The sequence below is a fragment of the Pelagibius sp. CAU 1746 genome (genome assembly GCF_039839785.1).
Lineage (GTDB): Bacteria > Pseudomonadota > Alphaproteobacteria > Kiloniellales > Kiloniellaceae > Pelagibius.
The window spans coordinates 909,990-930,662 of sequence record NZ_JBDOQT010000001.1 but is presented as its reverse complement, the minus strand read 5'-3'; the positions used below and the strand labels follow the sequence as shown (position 1 = coordinate 930,662).

Annotated in this window: 22 protein-coding genes; 14 read left to right on the top strand and 8 right to left on the bottom strand. The window is 69.2% G+C overall.

Annotated features, from left to right (window positions below; all coding sequences use genetic code 11):
• Positions 1 to 165 precede the first annotated feature (165 nt).
• Both AAFN88_RS04405 and AAFN88_RS04400 read left to right on the top strand, forming a co-directional pair.
• Positions 166 to 795: a LysE family transporter gene (locus tag AAFN88_RS04405; protein ID WP_347518501.1), complete on the top strand. Its 630-nt coding sequence runs from the start codon at positions 166 to 168 to the stop codon at positions 793 to 795.
• A gap of 190 nt (positions 796 to 985) precedes the next feature.
• Positions 986 to 1,429 carry a RidA family protein gene (locus tag AAFN88_RS04400; RefSeq protein WP_347518499.1) on the top strand — a complete coding sequence of 148 codons (444 nt, stop codon included), beginning with the start codon at positions 986 to 988 and terminating at the stop codon, positions 1,427 to 1,429.
• Between the two features lie 138 nt (positions 1,430 to 1,567).
• Here AAFN88_RS04400 and pgk read toward each other — a convergent pair whose 3' ends face one another.
• The 4 genes from pgk to AAFN88_RS04380 all read right to left on the bottom strand — a co-directional run bounded on the left by pgk (position 1,568) and on the right by AAFN88_RS04380 (position 5,857).
• Positions 1,568 to 2,767 (bottom strand): phosphoglycerate kinase, encoded by a 1,200-nt coding sequence (gene pgk, locus AAFN88_RS04395; RefSeq protein WP_347518498.1) that lies wholly within the window; start codon positions 2,765 to 2,767, stop codon positions 1,568 to 1,570.
• A gap of 112 nt (positions 2,768 to 2,879) precedes the next feature.
• Positions 2,880 to 3,614 carry a tellurite resistance TerB family protein gene (locus tag AAFN88_RS04390; protein ID WP_347518496.1) on the bottom strand — a complete coding sequence of 245 codons (735 nt, stop codon included), beginning with the start codon at positions 3,612 to 3,614 and terminating at the stop codon, positions 2,880 to 2,882.
• Between the two features lie 76 nt (positions 3,615 to 3,690).
• On the bottom strand, positions 3,691 to 4,869 hold the full coding sequence (locus AAFN88_RS04385) for an NAD(P)/FAD-dependent oxidoreductase (protein WP_347518495.1): 1,179 nt from the start codon (positions 4,867 to 4,869) through the stop codon (positions 3,691 to 3,693).
• A gap of 4 nt (positions 4,870 to 4,873) precedes the next feature.
• Positions 4,874 to 5,857: an NAD(P)-dependent oxidoreductase gene (locus AAFN88_RS04380; protein WP_347518493.1), complete on the bottom strand. Its 984-nt coding sequence runs from the start codon at positions 5,855 to 5,857 to the stop codon at positions 4,874 to 4,876.
• A 36-nt stretch (positions 5,858 to 5,893) separates the two neighbouring features.
• Between AAFN88_RS04380 and AAFN88_RS04375 the strand changes: the two genes are divergently transcribed.
• From AAFN88_RS04375 to AAFN88_RS04360, 4 genes are all read left to right on the top strand, one after another.
• Positions 5,894 to 6,271 carry a hypothetical protein gene (locus tag AAFN88_RS04375; RefSeq protein ID WP_347518491.1) on the top strand — a complete coding sequence of 126 codons (378 nt, stop codon included), beginning with the start codon at positions 5,894 to 5,896 and terminating at the stop codon, positions 6,269 to 6,271.
• A 137-nt stretch (positions 6,272 to 6,408) separates the two neighbouring features.
• Positions 6,409 to 7,239 (top strand): sulfurtransferase/chromate resistance protein, encoded by an 831-nt coding sequence (locus tag AAFN88_RS04370; RefSeq protein ID WP_347518489.1) that lies wholly within the window; start codon positions 6,409 to 6,411, stop codon positions 7,237 to 7,239.
• Positions 7,229 to 8,644 (top strand): chromate efflux transporter, encoded by a 1,416-nt coding sequence (gene chrA / locus AAFN88_RS04365; protein WP_347518487.1) that lies wholly within the window; start codon positions 7,229 to 7,231, stop codon positions 8,642 to 8,644. Before AAFN88_RS04370 ends, chrA begins: the two co-directional genes overlap by 11 nt.
• 63 nt (positions 8,645 to 8,707) lie before the next feature.
• Entirely contained in the window at positions 8,708 to 9,430 is a 723-nt protein-coding gene (locus AAFN88_RS04360; protein ID WP_347518485.1) for a TetR/AcrR family transcriptional regulator, read from the top strand.
• 122 nt (positions 9,431 to 9,552) lie between these two features.
• On the opposite strand, the gene AAFN88_RS04355 is transcribed toward AAFN88_RS04360, so the two are convergent.
• The 3 genes from AAFN88_RS04355 to AAFN88_RS04345 form a co-directional block, all read right to left on the bottom strand.
• Positions 9,553 to 10,080 carry a cytochrome P460 family protein gene (locus AAFN88_RS04355; RefSeq protein ID WP_347518483.1) on the bottom strand — a complete coding sequence of 176 codons (528 nt, stop codon included), beginning with the start codon at positions 10,078 to 10,080 and terminating at the stop codon, positions 9,553 to 9,555.
• 11 nt (positions 10,081 to 10,091) lie between these two features.
• Positions 10,092 to 10,415, bottom strand: a complete 324-nt coding sequence (locus tag AAFN88_RS04350) for a hypothetical protein (RefSeq protein ID WP_347518481.1) — start codon at positions 10,413 to 10,415, stop codon at positions 10,092 to 10,094.
• 187 nt (positions 10,416 to 10,602) lie between these two features.
• Positions 10,603 to 11,289, bottom strand: a complete 687-nt coding sequence (locus tag AAFN88_RS04345; protein ID WP_347518478.1) for a DUF2270 domain-containing protein — start codon at positions 11,287 to 11,289, stop codon at positions 10,603 to 10,605.
• A 127-nt stretch (positions 11,290 to 11,416) separates the two neighbouring features.
• On the opposite strand from AAFN88_RS04345, the gene AAFN88_RS04340 reads away from it, so the two are divergent.
• The 8 genes from AAFN88_RS04340 (at position 11,417) to AAFN88_RS04305 (ending at position 19,491) form a co-directional block, all read left to right on the top strand.
• Positions 11,417 to 12,751, top strand: coding sequence for a tetratricopeptide repeat protein (locus tag AAFN88_RS04340; protein ID WP_347518476.1), 1,335 nt, complete (start codon positions 11,417 to 11,419; stop codon positions 12,749 to 12,751).
• 30 nt (positions 12,752 to 12,781) lie between these two features.
• Positions 12,782 to 13,255 (top strand): OsmC family protein, encoded by a 474-nt coding sequence (locus AAFN88_RS04335; protein ID WP_347518474.1) that lies wholly within the window; start codon positions 12,782 to 12,784, stop codon positions 13,253 to 13,255.
• Between the two features lie 122 nt (positions 13,256 to 13,377).
• Positions 13,378 to 14,538 (top strand): MlaE family lipid ABC transporter permease subunit, encoded by a 1,161-nt coding sequence (locus tag AAFN88_RS04330; protein ID WP_347518472.1) that lies wholly within the window; start codon positions 13,378 to 13,380, stop codon positions 14,536 to 14,538.
• A 2-nt stretch (positions 14,539 to 14,540) separates the two neighbouring features.
• Complete coding sequence (locus AAFN88_RS04325; RefSeq protein WP_347518470.1) at positions 14,541 to 15,425, top strand: ABC transporter ATP-binding protein; 885 nt, start codon at positions 14,541 to 14,543, stop codon at positions 15,423 to 15,425.
• A 22-nt stretch (positions 15,426 to 15,447) separates the two neighbouring features.
• Complete coding sequence (locus tag AAFN88_RS04320) at positions 15,448 to 16,494, top strand: MlaD family protein (protein WP_347518468.1); 1,047 nt, start codon at positions 15,448 to 15,450, stop codon at positions 16,492 to 16,494.
• Positions 16,481 to 17,188, top strand: coding sequence for an ABC-type transport auxiliary lipoprotein family protein (locus AAFN88_RS04315; RefSeq protein WP_347518466.1), 708 nt, complete (start codon positions 16,481 to 16,483; stop codon positions 17,186 to 17,188). Before AAFN88_RS04320 ends, AAFN88_RS04315 begins: the two co-directional genes overlap by 14 nt.
• 134 nt (positions 17,189 to 17,322) lie before the next feature.
• On the top strand, positions 17,323 to 18,630 hold the full coding sequence (locus AAFN88_RS04310; protein WP_347518464.1) for a hypothetical protein: 1,308 nt from the start codon (positions 17,323 to 17,325) through the stop codon (positions 18,628 to 18,630).
• Positions 18,631 to 18,750: 120 nt separating this feature from the next.
• Positions 18,751 to 19,491 carry a 2-phosphosulfolactate phosphatase gene (locus AAFN88_RS04305; protein WP_347518462.1) on the top strand — a complete coding sequence of 247 codons (741 nt, stop codon included), beginning with the start codon at positions 18,751 to 18,753 and terminating at the stop codon, positions 19,489 to 19,491.
• Here AAFN88_RS04305 and AAFN88_RS04300 read toward each other — a convergent pair.
• Positions 19,488 to 20,552, bottom strand: coding sequence for an aromatic ring-hydroxylating dioxygenase subunit alpha (locus AAFN88_RS04300; protein ID WP_347518460.1), 1,065 nt, complete (start codon positions 20,550 to 20,552; stop codon positions 19,488 to 19,490). The genes AAFN88_RS04305 and AAFN88_RS04300 overlap by 4 nt on opposite strands.
• Positions 20,553 to 20,673: the final 121 nt, after the last annotated feature.

Below are 20,673 nucleotides of genomic sequence, written 5' to 3'. Positions count from 1 at the left end.
GGCGAGGGAGGGGCCCAAGCAAAAGCGGGGGGATGAGAGGGAACGAGGCAACTCTATCGTCAAAGGCCCGGCAAGACTGCTGCCTCCTCGCCCGGCTTCGGCTAAACTCGCCTCGCTCGCCAAGCCCACGCACCCCTCGCCCGAGAGGGGAGAGGAAAGGAAGAAGTGATCACCGGTGACGTGAACCTGCCTCTCATCCTGCTGGCCGCGCTGATCGCGACCGGAAGCCCCGGCCCGGCGACCCTGGCCATCGCGGGCACCTCCATGGCCTCCGGCCGGCGCTATGGCCTGGCCCTTGCCGCCGGCGTCACCACCGGCTCGCTCACCTGGTCCATCGCCGCGGCGGCGGGCCTCAGCGTCGTCATGCTGGCCAACGCCTGGGCCTTCGAGGCGATGCGCTACCTCGGCGCCGCCTACCTGATCTTCCTGGCCGTGAAGTCGGCGCGCTCGGCCCTCAAGCCCGACGCCCCGGCGGCGACGAAGATCCTCGCCCCGACGCTGACCGCGGCCTACCGGCGCGGCCTGCTGCTGCATCTGACCAACCCGAAGGCGATCCTCTTCTTCGGTTCGCTCTACGCGGTCGGCGTGCCGGCGGGATCTTCGCCCGCCACCCTGGCCGTGGTCATCGCCGCCATCGGCATCCAGAGCCTCGTCGTCTTCCACGGCTACGCCCTGCTGTTCTCCAGTCCGCCGATGACCGCCGGCTACGCCAAGCTGCGCCGCTGGTTCGAAGCGGTCTTCGCCGTCGCCTTCGCCGCCGCCGGCATCAAGATCCTGACCGCGCGGCTGAACTAGCCTGCCCCGCTCCCGCAAGGGGAGCGGGGATACGATCAGGCCACGCTTTCCAGCACCATCGCACCAGACGGGACGTCACAAGAACGCCCGCCCGATCGTCAATGGGGGAGCAATCAACCACGGACAAGGCATAGGCATGCAAAGAACGACCCTATTCCGACCGGCAACAGCAATGGGAGTGATGTCAATCATGCTGATCTCGGCTTCATCGGACGCGAGCGCCCAGGAAACCAAAGCCACGACCGCCATCGTCAACCCCGCAGGCCTCTACGACCCAGCCCCGAACGGATACAGCCACGCGGTCGTCGCCACGGGCGGCAGCCGTATCGCCTATATCGCCGGCCAAGGGGGCGAAGACGCGAACGGCAAGCTGTCGCCGCAATTCTCGGATCAGGTCGAACAGGCCTATGCCAACCTGCGCAGCGCGCTCGACGCCGTGGGTGCGAAGCCCGGCCAGGTCACGAAGATCACGACCTATGTCGTCGACTACGACCAATCCAAACTCGGTGCGATGACTGAGGCCGTGAAGCAGACCTTCGGCGACGCCTTGCCGGCGCAGACCCTCGTGCCCGTGCCGCGCCTCGCCCTCGATGGGATGCTCTTCGAGGTCGATGCCGTGGCCGTTCTCGACTAGGGCCGATCAGGGCCGGCGGGAACCGCCGAAGGCGATCCATCGGCTCTGTGAAGCTGCTCTATGCCTTCGAGATCGATCGGATTCACACGATTGGACGGGGCCACATTGCGGCTCCGTCCAATCGTGATCCGACCTAGATCAAGCCGCGTCTTCCAGGGCCTTCACGCCGGGCAGGGTCTTGCCTTCGAGCCATTCCAGGAAGGCGCCGCCCGCCGTCGAAACGTAGGAGAAGTCGTCGATCGCCCCGGCGTGGGCCAGCGCCGCCACGGTGTCGCCGCCGCCGGCCACGGTCAGCAGCTTGCCGTCCCTGGTCAGCTTGGCCGCCGCCTGGGCCACCGCGTTGGTCGCCGCGTCGAAGGGCGGAATTTCAAAAGCCCCCAAGGGTCCGTTCCACACCAGGGTGGCGCAGGCCGCCAGGCGCTTGGCCAGATGCTCGGCCGTCGCCGGGCCGCAGTCGAGGATCATCTTGTCCGCCGGCACCGCCTTCACCGAGACCGTCTCGTTGGCGGCGCCGGCCTTGAACTCGCCGGCCACCACCGCGTCGGTCGGCAGCACCACGTCGCAGCCGGCGGCCTTGGCCTTGGCGAGGATGTCTCTCGCCGTCTCCGCCAGGTCGTGCTCGCAGAGCGACTTGCCGACGTCTACGCCGACGGCGTTCAGGAAAGTGTTGGCCATGCCGCCGCCGATCACCAGCACGTCGACCTTGGCCACCAGGTTGCCCAGCAGGTCGAGCTTGGTGGAGATCTTGGCGCCGCCGACGATGGCCGCCACCGGCCGCTTCGGCTTTTCCAGCGCCGCGGCCAGATGCTCCAGTTCCGCCTGCATAAGGCGCCCGGCCGCCGCCGGCAGCAGGCGCGCCACGCCCTCGGTGGAGGCATGGGCGCGGTGCGCGGCGGAGAAGGCGTCGCTCACATAGGCATCGCCCAGCGCCGCCAGGGCCTCGGCGAAGTCCGGGTCGTTGGCCTCCTCGCCCGCATGGAAGCGCAGATTCTCCAGCAGGGCGACGCCACCGTCCTTCAAACCCTTGGCGACCGCCTCGGCGGGCGCGCCGATGCAGTCTTCGGCGAAGGCGACCTCCTGGCCCAGCACCTGGGAGACGGCGGGCACAAGCGGCTTCAGCGACATCTCCGGGTTCGGCTTGCCCTTGGGCCGGCCGAAGTGGGAGAGCAGCAAGACCTTGGCGCCCTTGGCCGTCAGGTCCCGGATGGTCGGCGCCGCGCGCTCGATGCGCGTCGCGTCCGTGACCTTACCGTCGGCCATGGGCACGTTGAAGTCGACGCGGAGCAGCACGGTCTTGCCGGCGACATCCAGGTCGTCGAGGGTCTTGAACTTCGGCATCGGGGGCCTCGCTGAGATTAACGGGACGGCGCGCCTTCAGGCAGCTCTTAGTCGGTCGAGCGGGCCGGAGTTTCGCCAAAAGCCGCGCCGCGGGCAAGCGGCGCGGCGGCAATCAGGCCATCGCGGCGGCCGCTTGACCTTCCAGGTGCTGGACCAATTCGGCCGGCAGCGCGAGACGGCCGGCCAGGGCCTCCAGATAGGCCTGCTCCATCGGATGATCGGGATCTATGGCGATGCGCGAGGCCAGCCACAGCTCGGCGGCCTGTTCCGGCCCCTGGGCGAGCCCGGCGATGTCCTGCAGGCTGGGGGGCTTGGCCAGGGCGTCGAAGACGAAGCCCTTGGCCTCTGCATCCAGCGGCAACTGGCCGACCTTGTCGAAGATGGTCTTTTGCTCCTCGGGGCCGATGTGGCCGTCGGCATTGGCGGCCGCGATCATGGCCAGCACCAGCGCCAGCTCGAAGGGGCGCCCGTCATTGGCCGGCGCGGTTTCCGGCAAGAACCTGGAACCCGCCGGCGGCGGCGCGCCGGGGAGTGTCGCCGGAGCCGGCGCGGCGCCTGCCTGCGGCGCCTGCTTGCCGGCCTGCCAGTTCTGGTAGGCCTTGAAGGCCAGCGCGCCGAGCACCGCCGCGCCACCGTAGCCCACGGCGCCGCCGGCCAGCTTGCCGACGGTCTTGCGCGCCTTCTTGCTGCCGATCAGAAGCCCCAGCACGCCGCCGGCGGCGAGCCCGCCAGCCACACCGCCCATGCCGCTGCCGGCCAGCCTTTCCTTTGCGCTGTCCACCATGCCGCCGGCCGACCGGCCGGCCTGGGGGCCGAGAAACTGTTCAAGAAGACTCTGGGGATTCATCGACTCTCTCTCCGCTCTCTTGCGTTCGAGAGATCAGATAGGAACGCGCGGCGCCGGCCGCAATCGAAAGCGGACGTCAGACCGCCTGCCCCGCCGCGTGGCCGGAGGACCAGGCCCACTGGAAATTGTAGCCGCCGAGCCAGCCGGTAACGTCCAGGCACTCGCCGATGAAGTAGAGGCCGGGAACCGACTTCGCCTCGAAGGTCTTGGAGGAGATCCCGTCGGTGTCGACGCCGCCGGCCGTCACCTCCGCGGTGCGGTAGCCCTCGGTGCCGCCGGGCTTCAGGCGCCAGCGGTTCAGCCTCTCGCCCACCTGGCGCAGCTTCTTGTCGGAGAGGTCGGCCAGGCGTCCGTCGATGCCCGCCTCCTCGCAGATCATCGCCGCGAGGCGGCGCGGCAGCCATTCCGACAGCAGGTTGTGCAGTTCCAGTTTCGGCTTGTCGCCGCGCGCTTGGCGCAGTTCCGCGAAGGCGTCGCGGCCGGGCAGCAGGTCGACAACGATCTCCTGGCCCGGCCGCCAGTAGCTGGAGATCTGCAGGATCGCCGGGCCGCTGAGGCCCCGGTGGGTGAAAAGCAGCGCTTCGCGGAATGACACCTTGCCGCAGGACACCACCGCCTCGGCGGAGACGCCGCTCAAGGGTTTCAGTTGCTCCAGCACCAGCGGGTCGAAGGTAAAGGGCACCAGCGCCGGGCGCGGCGGCACCACCTGGAGGCCGAACTGTTCCGCCAAGTCATAGGCGAAACCGGTCGCGCCCATCTTCGGGATCGACGGTCCGCCGGTGGCGACCACCAGGGACTCACAGTCAAAGTCGCCCTTGTCCGTCGCGACCTGGAAGCGCGCCTCGCGCCGCTCGACCCGCGTCACCGCCGTCTCCGCCATCAACTCGACGCCGGCCGCCGCGCAGTCGCCCAGCAGCAGATCGATGATCTGCTGCGAAGAACCGTCGCAGAACAGCTGGCCCAGCGTCTTCTCGTGCCAGGCGATGCCCGCGGCCTCGACCCGCGCGAGGAAGTCCTGCTGGGTGTAGCGCTTCAGCGCCGAGACGCAGAAGCGCGGATTGTCGGAGAGGTAGTTCGCCGGGGCGCAATGGAGGTTGGTGAAGTTGCAGCGCCCGCCGCCGGAGATGCGGATCTTCTCCGCCGGCTTCTTCGATTTCTCGATCACCAGCACCGCGCGGCCGCGCCGCCCCGCCTCGATGGCGGCCATGAGGCCGGCAGCCCCGGCGCCGAGGATGATGACATCGAAGCTGCGCAAGTCGTCACTCCACCGGATAGGGGCCTTCAGCGAAGACCTCGGCGTGGTAGCTCTTGGAGCCGATCTCGCGCGCCAGCGCGCTACCAAGCGGGCGGCCCGCTGCCAGATCCGCGACGACCTGGGCGAAGTCGTACGTTGGGCGCCAGCCCAGCTCGTCGCGCGCCTTGGCGTTCACGTAGACCCGGTCGAGGGACGGAAACATCCGCCAACCGTGCGCGGCATAGAGGTTTTCGTAGGCCGGCACAAGGCGGCGCACCACTGCGGCAGCATCGCGGCGCAGCTCAGGCAGATCATCGGGCCCGAAGGGCGTAGTCGCGCTGACGATGTAGCGCCCGAAGCCAAGGGCCGCGGCGCGTTCGGCCGCCAGCAGGTGCACCGTCACCGCATCCTCGATGTCGACCCGGCGCGCCAGGAACTCGTTCGCCTTGACGTTGGCATCCGCATAGCCGTCCCGCATCGCCGGGCTGTCGTCGGGCTCCGGAAAGAAGCGCGACGTCCGCAGCACCACGACCGGCAGGCCGAAACGGCGATGGAAAAGCTGGCACAGATTCTCGGCCGCCGTCTTGGTGACGCCGTAGATGTTCTTCGGCACCGGCGCCACCTCCTCGGTGATCCAGGCCGCGGGCTCACCGGGCGGCGGCACCAGAGCATCACCGAAAACGCTGGTGGTGCTGGTGAAGACGAAGGCCCCGACGCCCGCCTCCACCGCTTCTTCCAACAGGTTCAAGGTGCCGGTGATGTTGGTGTCGATGAAGTCCTGGCGGCTGTGCGTCGCCACATGAGGCTTGTGCAGCGTGGCCGCATGATAGACCGTCGCAACGTCCCGCAAGCAGCGACGGACGAAGGCCCGGTCGGTCAGCGAACCTTGCCGGGTCGTACAGGGCGAGGCAAGGATGTCCAGGCCCTCGACCTGGTCCCCGCGCTGCCGCAGGCTGCGCACCAGCGCCTCGCCCAGATAACCTGCGCTGCCTGTAACCAGTACTTTCATTGCAACTCTGCGTTCCAGGGAAACCGGACCCGCACCATGACCGAAACACACGCCGACGACCAGAGTCTGCTGCAAGCCTTGCGCCGTGAGTTGACCGCCTGTGCCAAGGCGGGCGAGACGGTCACCTATCAGGACCTGGCCTGGCGCGTCGCCTTTCCCGGCCCCCATGCCATCCACCGCCTGACCGAACTGCTGGAGGCCCTGGTGCGCGACGACCATGCCGCCGGGCGGCCGCTGCTGGCGGCCCTGGCGGTCAGCCGGGCGCAGAGGAACGCCGCGGGCGACGGCATCCCGGGCCGCGGCTTCTTCCAGCTTCTGAACCAACTGGGCCGCTATGCGGGGCCCGACCAGGGGCCCGAGGCCGCCGCTTGCCATGCGCGCGAATTGCAGGACGCCCTGGCCTACTGGCGCTGACGCTTTACTTGACATGCGGTCGCAACCGGCGTTTTAATCCCGGCCCTCGGGGGTCCGCGATCTCCCCGTCAGGCGGCCAGTCCGAAACGGTGTGCCCAAGAATCGCGTTCTGGTCCTGCTTGAAGGAAGGAACGCGCATGCCTGACCAAACGCTGATATCACCACAAGAACTTTTCGACCGCCTCGGCAGCGCCGGCGCGCCGCGCGTTATCGATGCGCGCATCGAGGAGGATCTCGCCGCCGACCCCCGCCGGCTTCCCACGGCCCTCAACCGCCCCGGCCTCGCCGCCGCAGAGTGGGCTGCCGAATTTGCGGGCGAAGAGGCCGTCGTCTACTGCGAGCGCGGGCTGAAGATCAGCCAGGGCGCCGCCGCCTGGCTGCGGCACGCGGGCGCCCGGGCGATGGTTCTGGAAGGCGGCTTCCAGGGCTGGATCGCCGCCGGCCTGCCGCTGATCCCGCAAGACCGACTGCCACCGCGCGACGCGCAGGGCCGCACCCTCTGGGTCACCCGCGCCAGGCCGAAGGTCGACCGCCTGGCCTGCCCCTGGCTGATCCGCCGCTTCGTCGACCCCGATGCGGTCTTCCTCTACGTCGCGCCGTCTGAGGTGGCGGCGGTGGCCGAGCGCTTCGGCGCCGCGGCCTTCGACATCGACGGCGCCTTCTGGGGTCACCGCGGCGAGGGCTGCAGCTTCGACACCATGGTCGAGGAGCTCGGCCTCGCCACCCCGGCGCTGGAGCGCCTCGCCACCGTGGTGCGCGGCGCCGACACCGGGCGGCCGGAACTGGCGGCGGAGTCCGCCGGACTGCGCGCCGCCTGCCTGGGCCTGTCGCGGCGCCACGCGGACGATCTGGCGCAGCTCGAGGCCGCCATGGCACTCTACGACGCCTTCTATCTCTGGGCCCGCGACGCGGCGGCCGAGACCCAAGGCCGGCCGCGCGCCGCGCAGGAGATCCGCCATGCCCAGTAGCACCTCAGCCCTGGAAACCGAACGCCTCGGCGCCGACGGCCGCGCCTGGCCCAGCTTCGGCGAGGCCGTCGCGGTCTGGGGCCGCGTGGCGGCGCTGAGCTTCGGCGGGCCGGCCGGGCAGATCGCGGTGATGCACCGCATCCTGGTGGAGGAGAAGCGCTGGCTCGGCGAGGCGCGTTTCCTGCACGCGCTGAACTTCTGCATGCTGCTGCCCGGCCCGGAGGCCCAGCAACTCGCCGTCTATATCGGCTGGCTGCTGCACCGCACCGCCGGCGGCCTGATGGCCGGCCTGCTCTTCGTGCTGCCGGGCATGCTCGCCATCATGGGGCTCAGCGTGATCTACGCGCTCTACGGCAACCTCGGCGCGGTGGCGGCGCTGTTCTTCGGGCTCAAGGCGGCGGTGCTCGCCATCGTGCTGCAGGCGGTGGTGCGCATCGGCCGGCGCGCCCTGAAGAACCCGGTCATGGTGGGGCTGGCGGCGGCTTCCTTCGTCGCCATCTTCGGCTTCGCGGTGCCCTTCCCCGCCATCATCCTGGGCGCCGGCCTGATCGGCGCCCTGGGCGCGATGAGCGGCCTGAGGGCCTTTGCCGGCGGCGGCGGCCATGGCACCGTCGGCAGCAGCCAGGTGGACGACGCCCAGACCATCCTGGGCGTGGAGGTCCCCGGCCACGCACAACCCGCGCGCCGGCGCACGCTGAAGGTCGCGGCGCTGCTGCTGTTCCTCTGGCTGGCGCCGACCGCGGCGCTGCTCGCGCTGCTGGGGCCGGACAACGTGTTCAGCGACATCGCGCTGTTCTTCAGCCAGATGGCGGTGGTGACCTTCGGCGGCGCCTATGCCGTGCTGGCCTACGTCGCCCAGGCGGCGGTCGACACCTACGGCTGGCTGGCCCCCGGCGAGATGCTGGACGGGCTCGGCATGGCGGAGACCACGCCGGGGCCGCTGATCATGGTGACCCAGTTCGTCGGCTTCATGGGCGCCTTCCGCGATCCCGGCGGCCTGACGCCGCTGGCCGCCGGGGTGCTGGGCGCGCTCCTGACCACCTGGGTCACCTTCGCGCCCTGCTTCCTGTGGATCTTCCTGGGTGCGCCCTACATCGAGCGGCTGCGCGGCAACCCGGCGCTGTCGGCGGCGCTGACCGCGATCACCGCCGCCGTGGTCGGAGTCATCCTGAACCTGGCGCTATGGTTCGCCCTGCACGTGGTCTTCCGCGAGGTCGTGCCCTTCCAGCACTTCGGCCTGGACCTCTCCCGGCCGGTGCTCACCTCCATCGACTGGGCGGCGGCGGCCCTGGCCGCGGCCGCGCTGCTTGCCGTGTTCCGCCTTCGGGTCGGCACGGGGCTGCTTCTGACCGCCGCCGCAGTGACAGGGCTGGCACTGCACGCCGCGGGCATCGTGGCGCCCTAGAGCCCAGTCGCGCGCCACGGGTCCGCCGTGCCATACTGCGGGGACCGGAAGGAGATCCCTATCATGGCCGCCGAGCCCGCAAGACGCCGTACCCCCGACAAACCCGGCAGGCAGCGCCTGGCGCGCGGGGAGCGGCGCCGGCACTTGCTGCAGGCGGCTGCGGAGTTCTTCGCCGAAGCCGGCTTCGAGGGCACGACGCGGGCGCTCGCCGAACGGCTCGGCGTCACCCAGGCGCTTATCTACCGCTACTTCCGCTCCAAGCAGGAGCTGATCGACGCCGTACTGGCGGAAGTCTTCGGCGAGCGCTGGAAGCCCGAATGGGACACTCTGCTGGCGGATACCGAGAGGCCGCTGGAAGAGCGCCTTGCCGATTTCTACATTGCCTATCATGCCCAGAGCACCGCACTTTCCATGCGGCTCTTCGTACGCAGCGGACTGGACGGGCAATCACTTCCCGGTCGCCACGGCGCCCGCCTGACCGAGCGCATCTTCGCCCCGGTGATAGCCGCGCTGCGCAGCGAAGCCCGCCTTCCCGGGCTATCCGAGAAGAAGATGATGCGCGGCGAGCGGGAGTTGGCCATGACGCTGCACGGCGCCGTGGTCTTCCTCGGCATTCGCCGTCACGTCTATCAGATGCCCATGCCGAAGTCCGTCGACGATGTCATCCGCCTGCAGGTGGAGACCTTCGTCGCCGGCGCACGGCAGTCGATCGTGAAGCTTCACGCAGCCGCCGCGGACTCCGGCCTGGCGGTGCCGCAATTGACGCCGCGGCGGCGGCGCGGATAGAGGCCCCCGCATCTGCGGCTTGCGTGCGGAGGTGAGGTTAAGCCGGTACCGCGGCGGAGAAATCTCCTCATGTTGAGGCGCAGCGGCAGGCGCGCCTCATCGCCCTGCGGGCAGGCCCCGTCTCAGCGCTTCAGGTCATCGACGTATTTAAAGAACGTGAAGGTGTAGTCGCGTTCGGCGCGCGACTGGTGGCAGTTGAAGCAGCCTTCGTAGCGTGCCGGATCACTGTGCTTCAGCTTGCCGGTCGCATCGTACCAGGCGTAATCCCAGTCGCCGTTGCGCTTGCCGGCCGGGAAGGCCGCGCCCCAGCCCGTCCGCTTCTCCATGACGAAGACGTTCCGAACTTCCGGCGCGGCGATGAAGCGGCCCTCGGCGTCACGCCGGGGCGTCTCGCCGTCCAGTTCGGCGGGATGGTCCTCCATCACCAGCACCGTGCCATCGGGCAGTGGCGCGCCGGCCTGCGCCGCCTCAAGCGCCGCCGGGTTCACGTAGAAGAAGCGCTTCGTCTTGCGGTCCGGGCGGTCGATGTCCAGATAGCGCACGAAGGTATCCTGGTAGCCGGCCGGAAAGGCGACACGCTCGGGACCGGCCGCGGCGCCGCTGGCCGACAATAAAAGACCCGCCAGAACCAGCGCCATGGTGCGTTTCATCCTCACCTCCCTCATGGCTTGACCTGCACCGCAAGGCGCATCGCCGAATGGATGACGCATTCCACCTCGAACGCGCCGGCCTTGCCGAGAGGCAGTTCGGAACTGCTGCCCGGCGCCTGCTTGCCCAGATCGACGCCATGGCCGGCGGTCGGCACGAAGACGTTGTGATCGACGGCATCATCGTTGAGGAAGACGAGACGGTCGCCGACCCGCGCTTCGACCTTCGCCGGCACATAATTGGCGCCCTCCATCCGCACGGTGACCTCGGCCGCCTGCGCGGCGACAGGCGCGGCGGCAAGCAAGACAGCGAAACTGACAGACGGATATCGGCGCATGACGGGACTCCCCAAATGGGCCTTGGAGAGGGGAGCTTCGATCTGCGTTGCATAAGTTGTCAATTGACAACTTAGTGATGTTGCATCGCAGCGGCGCGGTCGCCTGCCGGGCGCGGCGGCTTGGCGATACTGAGAAGAGCAGCCTGGAGCCGTCGCGCAGTTGCGGCGGTTGGGCGGCGCAGGCCGCTCAGCCCATCGCCGCGGTCTCCTTGGAATCGCGGTGGCTCACCTTGTCGAGGTGCAGCGTCACCAGCGCGGTGCCGATCCAGGCGGCGTTGTAGAGGACGCCGCAGAGCAGCATGAGCTCGCCCGGCAGCGGCCCGATGGCCGCGCGCTCCACCAGCTCGGTGAGACCGCTGACCGGCACCGGATGGATGACGATCTTGCCTGAATAGGCAACGGTCTGGATCAGCAGGATCCAGACGTAGTTGCGGCGCAGGCGGCGGCCGACCGCGCGCAGGAAAGAGATATGATAGTGTGGTGTTAGATAGTCCGCCGCCAGGGTGTCCTGCCAGCCTTCTTCGGTGTGCAGATCGCCCTCGCGCAGCATGGGGGCGTAGAAGTGCGTCTCCATCCAGCGCGCCCTGGCCCGCCAGACGTTGAAGTAGCGGTAACGCCGGGCCTCCAGGATCAGGAACAGCGTCACCAGGATGCCGACGAGGACCAGCGGCACCGGCGAGGCCTCCCTGGAGGAAAAGGTGATGGACAGGGCGATGCCCAGGGTCACCACCGACCAGTTGGTCGTGTTGTCCAGGCGGGTGCGCCAGATGGTGCTGCGGTAGACCTCGGCCCTATAGAGGTGCGCCAGCGCGCCGATGTCGGCGGTGCTGAAGCTGCGGGGCTGCTCCGTCGTCTCTGCCAAGGGCGTAACCACGGTATTCCTCCCCTTCATCGTTGTTCTTGCGGGCAAGCTTAGCACCCTTCCCCGAAAGCGCGGAATCGACGGGGCGGCGCAGTGGCGCTAAGGTGTGCGCCGCCGAGACGGCGGGAATCGAGAGATCATGCTGCACGACATCAGGGGATTGCCGCAGACCGCGGCCAGCGCCGAGGCCCTGCGCGCCTTCGACGCCACGGTGGAAGCCTACCTGAGCTTTCAACTGGCCACCGGCGACCGGCTGAAGGAAACCCTGACCCTGGATCCCGGCATGCCTCTGGCGCACTGCCTGAAAGGCTGTTTCCTGCTGCTCTTCGCCAAGCGCGACCTCGCCGCCCGCGCCGCCAAGGCGCTGGCCGACGCCACGGCAGCCGGCGAGCGGAACGGCCTGACGCGGCGCGAGACGGACCACCTGACGGCGCTGGACACCTGGCTGAGCGGCGACATGCAGGCCGCGGCCGCCTGCTATGACGCCATCTTGATCGACCATCCGCTGGACATCGTGGCCTTGAAGCTGGCGCAGTACCTGCACTTCTACCTGGGCGACGCGCCGGCCATGCGCGGCTCCGTCACGCGGCCTTTTTACGCCTGGGACGACGACGTGCCCGGCTACGGCTACCTGCTGGGCCTGAAGGCCTTCGCCCTGGAAGAGTCCGGCGACTACGCCGGCGCCGAGGCCGCCGGTCGCGAAGCCGTGGAGATCAATCCCGTCGACATCTGGGCGGCCCACGCCGTGGCCCACGTCATGGAGATGCAGGACCGCGCGGCAGAGGGCGCCTCCTGGATCGACGGGCTGGAGACCGCCTGGGGCGGCTGCAACAACTTCGCCTACCACGTCTACTGGCACCGCTGCCTCTTCCTGCTGGACCAGGGCCGTGTCGAGGAGGTGCTGGCGCACTACGACGGCAAGGTGCGTGGCGACCGTTCCGAGGACTACCTCGACATCTCCAACGCCGTCGCCCTGCTGTGGCGCCTGCAGCAGCGCGGCATCGAGGTGGGCGACCGCTGGGACGAACTGGCCGACAAGGCGGCGGTCCTGGGCCGCGACCACATGCTGATCTTCGCCGACGCCCACTATGTCATGGCGCTGGCCGCCAAGCAGCGCGGCGGCGAGGCCAAGGCCCTGCTGGACAGCCTGGCCCGCTTCGCCGGCGGAGACGGGACCGAGGCGGAGGTCGCGCGCGACATCGGCCTGCCGCTGGGCGAGGCCATCCTGGCCCATGCCGCCGGACGCTACGGCGAGGCGGTGGAGACCCTGCTGCCGCACCGCCGGGCGCTGAAGCGCCTGGGCGGCAGCCACGCCCAGCGCGACCTCTTCGAGCAACTGCTGATCGACGCGGCGGTCAAGGCCGGCCGCGCAGCGGTCGCCCGCGCCCTGCTGTCGGAGCGCGCCGAGACCCGCCGGGCCAACGCCTGGAACCGCGAGATGACAGCCGCGGCGGCACAACTGGCCGCGCAGTGAGAACGACACCATTCGGAAGGAAAAGACCCCATGCCCCGGCCCAAGGACCATCATTATCAGGCCAAGCTGACCTGGACCGGCAGCGCCGGCGGCGGCACCACCGACTACCGTAGCTACTCGCGCGAATACCGCGTCGACTTCCAGGACAAGCCCTCCCTGACCGGGTCGGCCGACCCGGCCTTCCGCGGCGACCCCAAGTTGCACAATCCCGAGGACCTTCTGGTGGTGGCGCTGTCATCCTGTCACATGCTGTCCTACCTGGCACTGGCGTCCCTGGAGGGACTGGAAGTCGTCGCCTACGAGGATCAAGCCTCCGGCACCATGCAGCAGGAGGGCCGCGGCGGACGCTTTACCGAGGTCATTCTGCGCCCCCGTGTGGTCCTGGCCCCCGGCAGCGACCTGGCGCGGGGCGAGGCCCTGCACGAGGACGCCCATGCCACCTGCTTCATCGCCAATTCCGTGAACTTCCCGGTCCGCCACGAAGCCGAGATCTCCTGCGCCTAACCCGCTTGATCCCTGGCGAATGCCGAAGCCAGGCGACAGACTCCGGGCTTAGGCTATGATAAGACGGTCAAAACGGCGATGAGGGGGGCCGGAATGCCATACTGCAGCCGGCGGAGAGCGACGTGAGCGCCGCAGAGGATCTGGACCTCGACGGCGGACCCGCCTCCGCGCTGAAGCTGCGGCGCGAAGGCGAGACCCTGCGCCTGGAGTTCGCCGGCCCCTGGACCACCCGCGAACTGGCGCGCCATGACGACGCCCTGCGCAGCCTGGACCTGCAGGGCGCACGGGCGGCGGTGGTCGATCTGAGCGCCTGCAGCGCCATCGACAGCGCCGGGGCCTGGGTGCTGGACCGGACGCTGGGCGACCTGAAGCGCCGCGGCGCCGAGGTCTCCCTGGTCGGCAGCTCGCCGGCGATCGAGACCCTGCTGGGCACCGTCGCCAGAAAGCACATCGAGCTGCCGCCGCCGCCCCGTCCAGACAACCCGATCATCGCCATCACCCTGCGCCTGGGGCGGGAAACCGTCCGCATCGGGCGCGAGGGCACCGAGTTGCTGTCCTTCCTCGGGCTCACGGTCATCGTCTTCCTGCGCTCGCTGATGATGCCCTGGCGCATCCGCCTGGTGCCGCTGATCGCCCACATGGAGCAGACCGGCCTCAACGCCCTGCCCATCGTCGGGCTGATCTCCTTCCTCGTCGGCGTGGTACTGGCCTACCAGGGCGCCGACCAGCTTGCGCGCTTCGGGGCGCAGATCTTCACCGTCAACCTGGTCGCCATCGGCGTGCTGCGCGAGATGGGCATCCTGCTCACCGCCATCATCGTGGCCGGGCGTTCCGGGTCCTCCTTCACCGCGCAGATCGGCACCATGAAGGTGAACGAGGAGGTCGACGCCATGCAGACCCTGGGGCTCGACCCCATGGAGGTCCTGGTCATGCCGCGCGTCTTCGCGCTGGTGCTGGTGCTGCCGCTGCTGACCTTCTACGCGGATCTCATGGGCCTCTTGGGCGGCGCGGTCATGGCGACCGTGGTGCTGGACATCTCCTTCTTCCAGTTCGTGCGCCAGCTCAGCGACGCCGTCACCCTCTGGACCTTCTGGGTCGGCATCATCAAGGCCCCGCTCTTCGCCTTCATCATCGGCATGATCGGCTGCTATGAGGGTCTGCAGGTCTCGCGCAGCGCCGAGTCCGTCGGCCGCCAGACCACCCGCGCCGTGGTCGAGTCGATCTTCCTGGTCATCGTGCTCGACGCCCTCCTGTCGATCTTCTTCTCGATCATCGGGGTCTGACCATGAGCGACTCCGAGATGCGGAACGGCAGCGGGCAGGCCAGCCCGGATCAGATCGGTTCGGGCCGAATCCGCCGTGGTGAAGAGGTCCTCTCGGTCACCGGCCTGCGGACCCAGTTCGGCCCGGCGGTGATCCACGACAACCTGGATTTCTCGGTGCGCGCCGGCGAGGTCATGGGCGTGGTCGGCGGTTCGGGCACCGGCAAGTCGGTGCTGATCCGCACCATCATCGGACTCAACAAGCCCCGCGCCGGCAGGATCGTGCTCTTCGGCCAGGACGTCGCCGCCCTGTCTCCGCGCGAATGGCGCGCCATGCAGTCGCGCTGGGGCGTGCTGTTCCAGGACGGGGCGCTGTTCTCCTCGCTCACCGTGGCGCAGAACATCGAAGTCCCGATGAAGGAGCACAGCGACTTGCCCCCGGCGCTGCGCCGGGAACTGATTGAGGTGAAGATCGCCATGGTCGGCCTGCCGCCGGACGCCGCCCATAAATTCCCGGCCGAGCTGTCCGGCGGCATGCGCAAACGCGCCGGCCTGGCCCGCGCCCTGGCGCTGGACGCCGACATCCTGTTCCTCGACGAGCCGACGGCCGGACTGGACCCCATCGGCGCGGCGAACTTCGACGGCCTGATCGGCGACCTGCAGCGCGCCCTGGGCCTCACCGTGGTCATGGTCACCCATGATCTCGACTCGCTCTACGCCATCTGCGACCGGGTGTCCGTCCTGGTGGACAAACGTGTTAAGGTGGGCACCATCGAAGAACTGATGCGCGAGCCGGACCCCTGGATCCAGGAGTACTTCGGCGGCCCGCGCGGGCGCGCCGCCGCGACGAGCGCGGGACAGGGCGAGGGACACGCCGGCGGGCACGCCGCGCCGGAACACGGGGTTTAGGAAGGGGCATCCGAAAGAGGTCATGGAGACACGCGCCAACTACATCATGGTCGGCTTCTTCGTGCTGCTGCTGGCCTTCGGCCTGCTCGGCTTCGTGCTGTGGCTCGCCAAATTCCAGTTCGAGCAGGAGTTCGCCCGTTACGACATCGTCTTCGAGAGCACGGTGACGGGCCTGAAGGAAGGCAGCGCCGTGCGCTATAGCGGCGTGCGCGTCGGCGAGGTCATTTCCGTCGACCTCGACCCCGACCGTCCGACGGCCATCCGCGTCACCATCGAGGTGCAGAAGCGCACGCCGGTGCGCGCCGACAGCAAGGCGACCCTGGAACTGGAAGGCCTGACCGGCGGGCGCTACGTGCAACTGACCGGCGGCTCGCCCGGATCGCCGCCGCTCGAACCGCCGCCGGGGCGCGCGGTGGCCGAGATCTCCGCCGGCACGTCCTCCTTCGAGCAGGTGCTGGAGGACGCACCGGAGATTCTGGAAAACGTCAACATCCTGCTGCTGCGCGCCCAAGCCCTGCTCAGCGAGCGCAACCTGAAAAACGTCGAGCAACTGATCGCCAACCTGACCGCTGTCACGGGCGCCATCGCCGAGAACCGGGACGACATCGACGCGCTGATCGACAACGCGGCCCTGACCATGGAGAACCTGCGCGACGCCACCGGCAGCCTGGAAACCATGGCGGCCTCCATGGACAGCAACGTCACCCGCCTGACCGAGCGCGCCGACGCCACCATGGCCGCCTTCGAGGACATGGCCGGCGGCATCGACCGCGAAGTGACCCTGACAGCCGAGGACGCGCGCGGACTCATCGCCAGTCTGCAGGTGACCGCCAAGAACCTGAGCGGCGCGACCAACGAGCTGCAGGCCATGATCGCCGAGAACCGCGAGCCGATCCGCGACTTCTCGAACACCGGCCTTTACGAGCTGACCAACCTGCTGACCGAGGCCCGGGACCTGATCGTCGTGCTCAACCGCGTCACCACCGAGGTCCAGCGCGACCCGGCCCGTTTCATCTTCGGAGATCAGCAGCAAGGCTATGAGGCAGAGCAAGGCTATGGCGGACAATAAAGCTGACACCCCCTTGACGGGCCTGGAGCCCCAGGCCGACCGGCAGCCGGGCTGCGGGCGGCGCAGTTTGCTGCGCGCCGCCGCCGCCTTGCCGGTGATCGCCCTGGCGCCGGGCTGCAGCCTGCCGGTTCCGGGCCAGGGCCCACCGCCGGAGCTGTACCGCCTGACCCCCAAGAGCACCTTCCGCGGCGACCTGCCCCAGGCGAACTGGCAGTTGATCCTGGAGACGCCGATCGCCAATGCCGGGCTCAACACTACCCGTATCGCCCTGCAGCGCCGGCCGACGCAGTTGGAATACTACGCCCGTTCCGGCTGGGCCGACCGCGCGCCGGTCATGATCCAGACCCTGATGATCGAATCCTTCGAGAATTCCGAGAAGATCGTCTCCATCGGGCGCGAGTCCGTCGGCCTGCGCGCCGATTTCATCCTCAAGTCCGAACTGCGCGAACTGGAAGCGGTCTACGACAACGGCGGGCCGCCGGAGGCCTGGGTCGGCCTCAACGCCAAGCTGGTGCAGATGCCGCGGCGCACCATCGTCGCTTCGCAGTCCTTCGAGAGCCGGATCGCCGCGGAGGCCGACAACCTTCCCGTGATCATCGACGCTTTCGACCAGGCCCTGGGCAAGGTGCTGCGCCAACTGGTCGAATGGACCCTGGTCGAGGGTGACCAGGCCATCCGCCGCCCGCGCTCCTGACCCTTTGCGGGCAGCGCCCTCGGCCGGGACCCCCGTAACTTAACACCCGTGGTAAACGAAAGGTTGCCATTAGGAAAAAGCTTACCTTTTCCTGGCAGGCTCGGAGGGTCACCAGTTAAGGGGTTCTCCACGACATGACTGAAATCAACGACCTGCGGGAGCGAGTCGAGGCGGCCGAACAGCGGTTTGGCCTGATGGATGAACAGCAGCGGCACTACAGCGAGCGCGTGATCGGCCTGATCGAGACGATCGAGGCACAGCTCGCCGCGGCGCGCAGCGAGATCGAGAGCCAGATCGCGGAGAACCAGCGCCTCTCCCAGGAGAACGAGGAACTGCGCGGCATGCTGCACTCGGTCTTGCAGTCGATCGAGCAGAAAACCTTCACCGAAACCCTGCAGAACCTGGAGTCCCGGGTCTGCGCCCTGGTGGAGGGCGCGGGCGCCCGGACAGCCGGCGCCGCGGCGCCCGAAACGGTGCAGGAAGAGGAAGCCCCCGACCTGGAAGCCCCCGACCTGGAAGCCCCCGACCTGGAAGCCGTCGTGGAGCCGGAGGAGCCGGCCGGCGAGGAGGCCGAGTCTCCGCTGATTATCGAGGCGGCGCCCGACGAGGAAGCGGAAGCCGAGGCGGCGGAGATGTTCGAGACGACCGACGAAGCCTCCGCAGAGGATGCCGCCGCGGAAGACATGACGGCTGAAGAGATGGCCGATGACGACGTGACCGGTGACGACATGGCCGGTGACGACATGGCCGGTGACGACGTGGCCGGTGACGACATGGCCGGTGACGACGTGGCCGGCGACGACGTGGCAACCGGGGAGACGATGGCCGAGGAGGCCGTGGCAGAGGCGGCCCCCGGGGAAGCGGACATGGAAGGCGCCGCCGAAGCTGTAGGCGAAGAAGACGAGGCGGGCGACGTCGACATGGCCCCCATGGCCGCCGTGGCCGAGAGCGACATCGCCGAGCCCTTCGAGACCACCCCGGAAGCGGCGATGGAGGACGTGGCCTTCGAGGACGACCCCATGGCCCTGGCCGAGAGCGATGATGAAGCCGAAGGCGGCGGGACCGTGGCATCGGAGATGGCCGTCCCTGAGCCCGAGATGGCCGAGCCCGAGGTGATGGACGCCGGCACCGCCGAAATCGAGGCCCCCGAAATCGAGGCTGCCGAAATCGAGGCTGCCGAAATCGAGGCCCCCGAGGCCGAGATGGCGGAGCTGACGGAGAGTGAGGCCCAGGACGAGACCCAGGACGAGGGCGCCCCGACGGTGAAGGAGATCATCCGCCGGGTCGGCGACCTGGCGCGGGAGCTGGAAAAGGCCGAGGCGCAGCGCAAGGCGTCCCTGAGCGGCGCGGCCGCGGCAGATGCCGGCGAAGCCCCGGCTGCGAGCGGAGATCCGGACGAGATGTCCGACGCGCCGCCGCTGGATCACGCCGCCAACGGCTGACGCCGGAGCCCGGACCCCTGGAAGCGGAGCGGCCCCCTGCGGGGCCGCTTCTTTTTTGGGCGACAGCCGGGGCGGTTACGGGCTATCACCGGGGCCGGCCCGCAATCCCCGGAAGATCCGATGACCGCTCCACAGATCGACTTCGCCTGGGGCCGCGCCGGTCTGGCGGCGCTGCTCGACAGCTGCGATGTCTTCATCATCCTCGACGTGCTGTGCTTCACCACCTCCGTCGACGTGGCCGTCGCCCACGGCGCCGAGGTGCTGCCCTTCCCGCTGGAAAAGTACGGCGCCGACGAAGCGGCACGCCGCGGCGAGGCGGTGCTGGCCAAGCCGCGCGCCGAGGCCGCGGGCGGGCCCAGCCTGTCGCCCGCCTCCCTGCGCAGCCTCGCGCCGGGCACGCGCCTGCTGCTGCCTTCGCCCAATGGATCGGCGCTCTCGGCCATGGTGCGGGAAAAGCGCGCCTTCGCCGCCAGCCTGCGCAACGCCACCGCCCTGGCCGCGGCGGTGCAGGACGCAGCGGCGCAGGGCGCGGGGGGACGCATCGCTGTCATCGCCGGCGGCGAGCACTGGCCCGGCGGCGCCCTGCGCCCGGCCATCGAGGACCTGTTGGGCGCCGGCGCCGTCATCGCCCGCCTGCAAGGCCGCCTCACTGCCGAGGCCCGGGCCGCCAAGGCCGGCTACCTGGAGCTGAAGAGCGAGATTCCGCAAACCCTGCGCGGCAGCCGCTCCGGGCGGGAGCTCATCGCCGCGGGGTTCTCGGAGGACGTCGAACTGGCGGCCCAGGAAGACGTCAGCGCGACCGTACCGGCCCTGGTCGACGGCCGCTACGTCGATAGCGCGAGGTCAGCTCGCGGCGGCTAGCTGCGCCAGCGCAGGGTGCATTCCTTGATGGGGTTCTCGAAGGGGCGGCCTTCCTCGGCGGCGCGCAGCCATTCCCGCTTCAGACGGTAAAACCACTTGGCCTGGGTGTCGGCGTCGTCGATCAGCATGAGGCTGGGATCGTGCGCCAGACCCTCCTGCTGCATGTCGACCACGCGGCGGTCCTGGGTCAGGAAGACGTTGGCGAGATAGCGCGCCAGCGGCTTCAGGGGAGCCGTCCAGGGCAGCGTCCAGTAGAGCGCCTGATGCACCACGGTCTGGCTGTCGTTGATCGGCGTGATCGCGGTCAGGCCCGCGGCGCGGTGCTTGTCGCCGTCGATCAGCTCGACGCGCAGGCCCGGCAGGGCGTAGCTGATCTCGGTGGTCACGCCCCTGCCGAGCAGGTGATAGACCCGGTTCTGCGGCGGCAGCGCATGGCGCTTCATGCGCCAGCCCAGCGGCGCCGGCTCAAAGTGCTTTTCCTTGAGACGCAGCTTGGTGGCGTTCTTCTTCCACCACCAGGAGGTATGCACGAAGGCGGCGTGGGTCGGGTCCATGAGGCCGAAGGCGGCATGGTCGGCCGAGCAGTCGAAGACCTGGGAGATCGAGACCTGCGGCGCGGCCTTGCCGAAGTTCGGCAGCTCCGGCGGCGCCGGCAGGTCCTCCAGGTCGGCGCGCGGCAGGCGCGCGGACTTCTCCGGCAGGTAGACCCAGATGTTGCCCTGCACCTCGCGGCAGGGATAGGCGCCGCAGCGGATGCGGCTGACATCCATTTCCTGCCCCGGCGTCAGGGAGGGGATCTCCGTGCAGCGGCCGTCGGCGCCGAAGCGCCAGCCGTGATAGCAGCAGGCCACCTCGGCGCCGTCGAAGCTGCCGTGGGACAGCGGAATGCCCCGGTGCGGGCAGATGTCGCGCAGCGCGAAGACCTCGCCGCCGCCGCCGCGGCAGATCAGCACCGGCTCGCCCAGCAGAGTGAGGCCGGTCTTGCCGCCGCGCGGCAGATCCCTGCCCGGCAGGGCCAGGTACCAGAAGTTCCGCAGAAGCGGCTGCGCGGTTTCCAGCATCGCTCTCTCTCGTTCGCGTCGGGGCCTGACATACACCATCGCCACCGCCGATGCGAGGGGGCCGATGCGAGGGGCCGATGCGAGGGGGGGCCGCCTTGCCGCCGGGCGGCGGCCTCCCCAT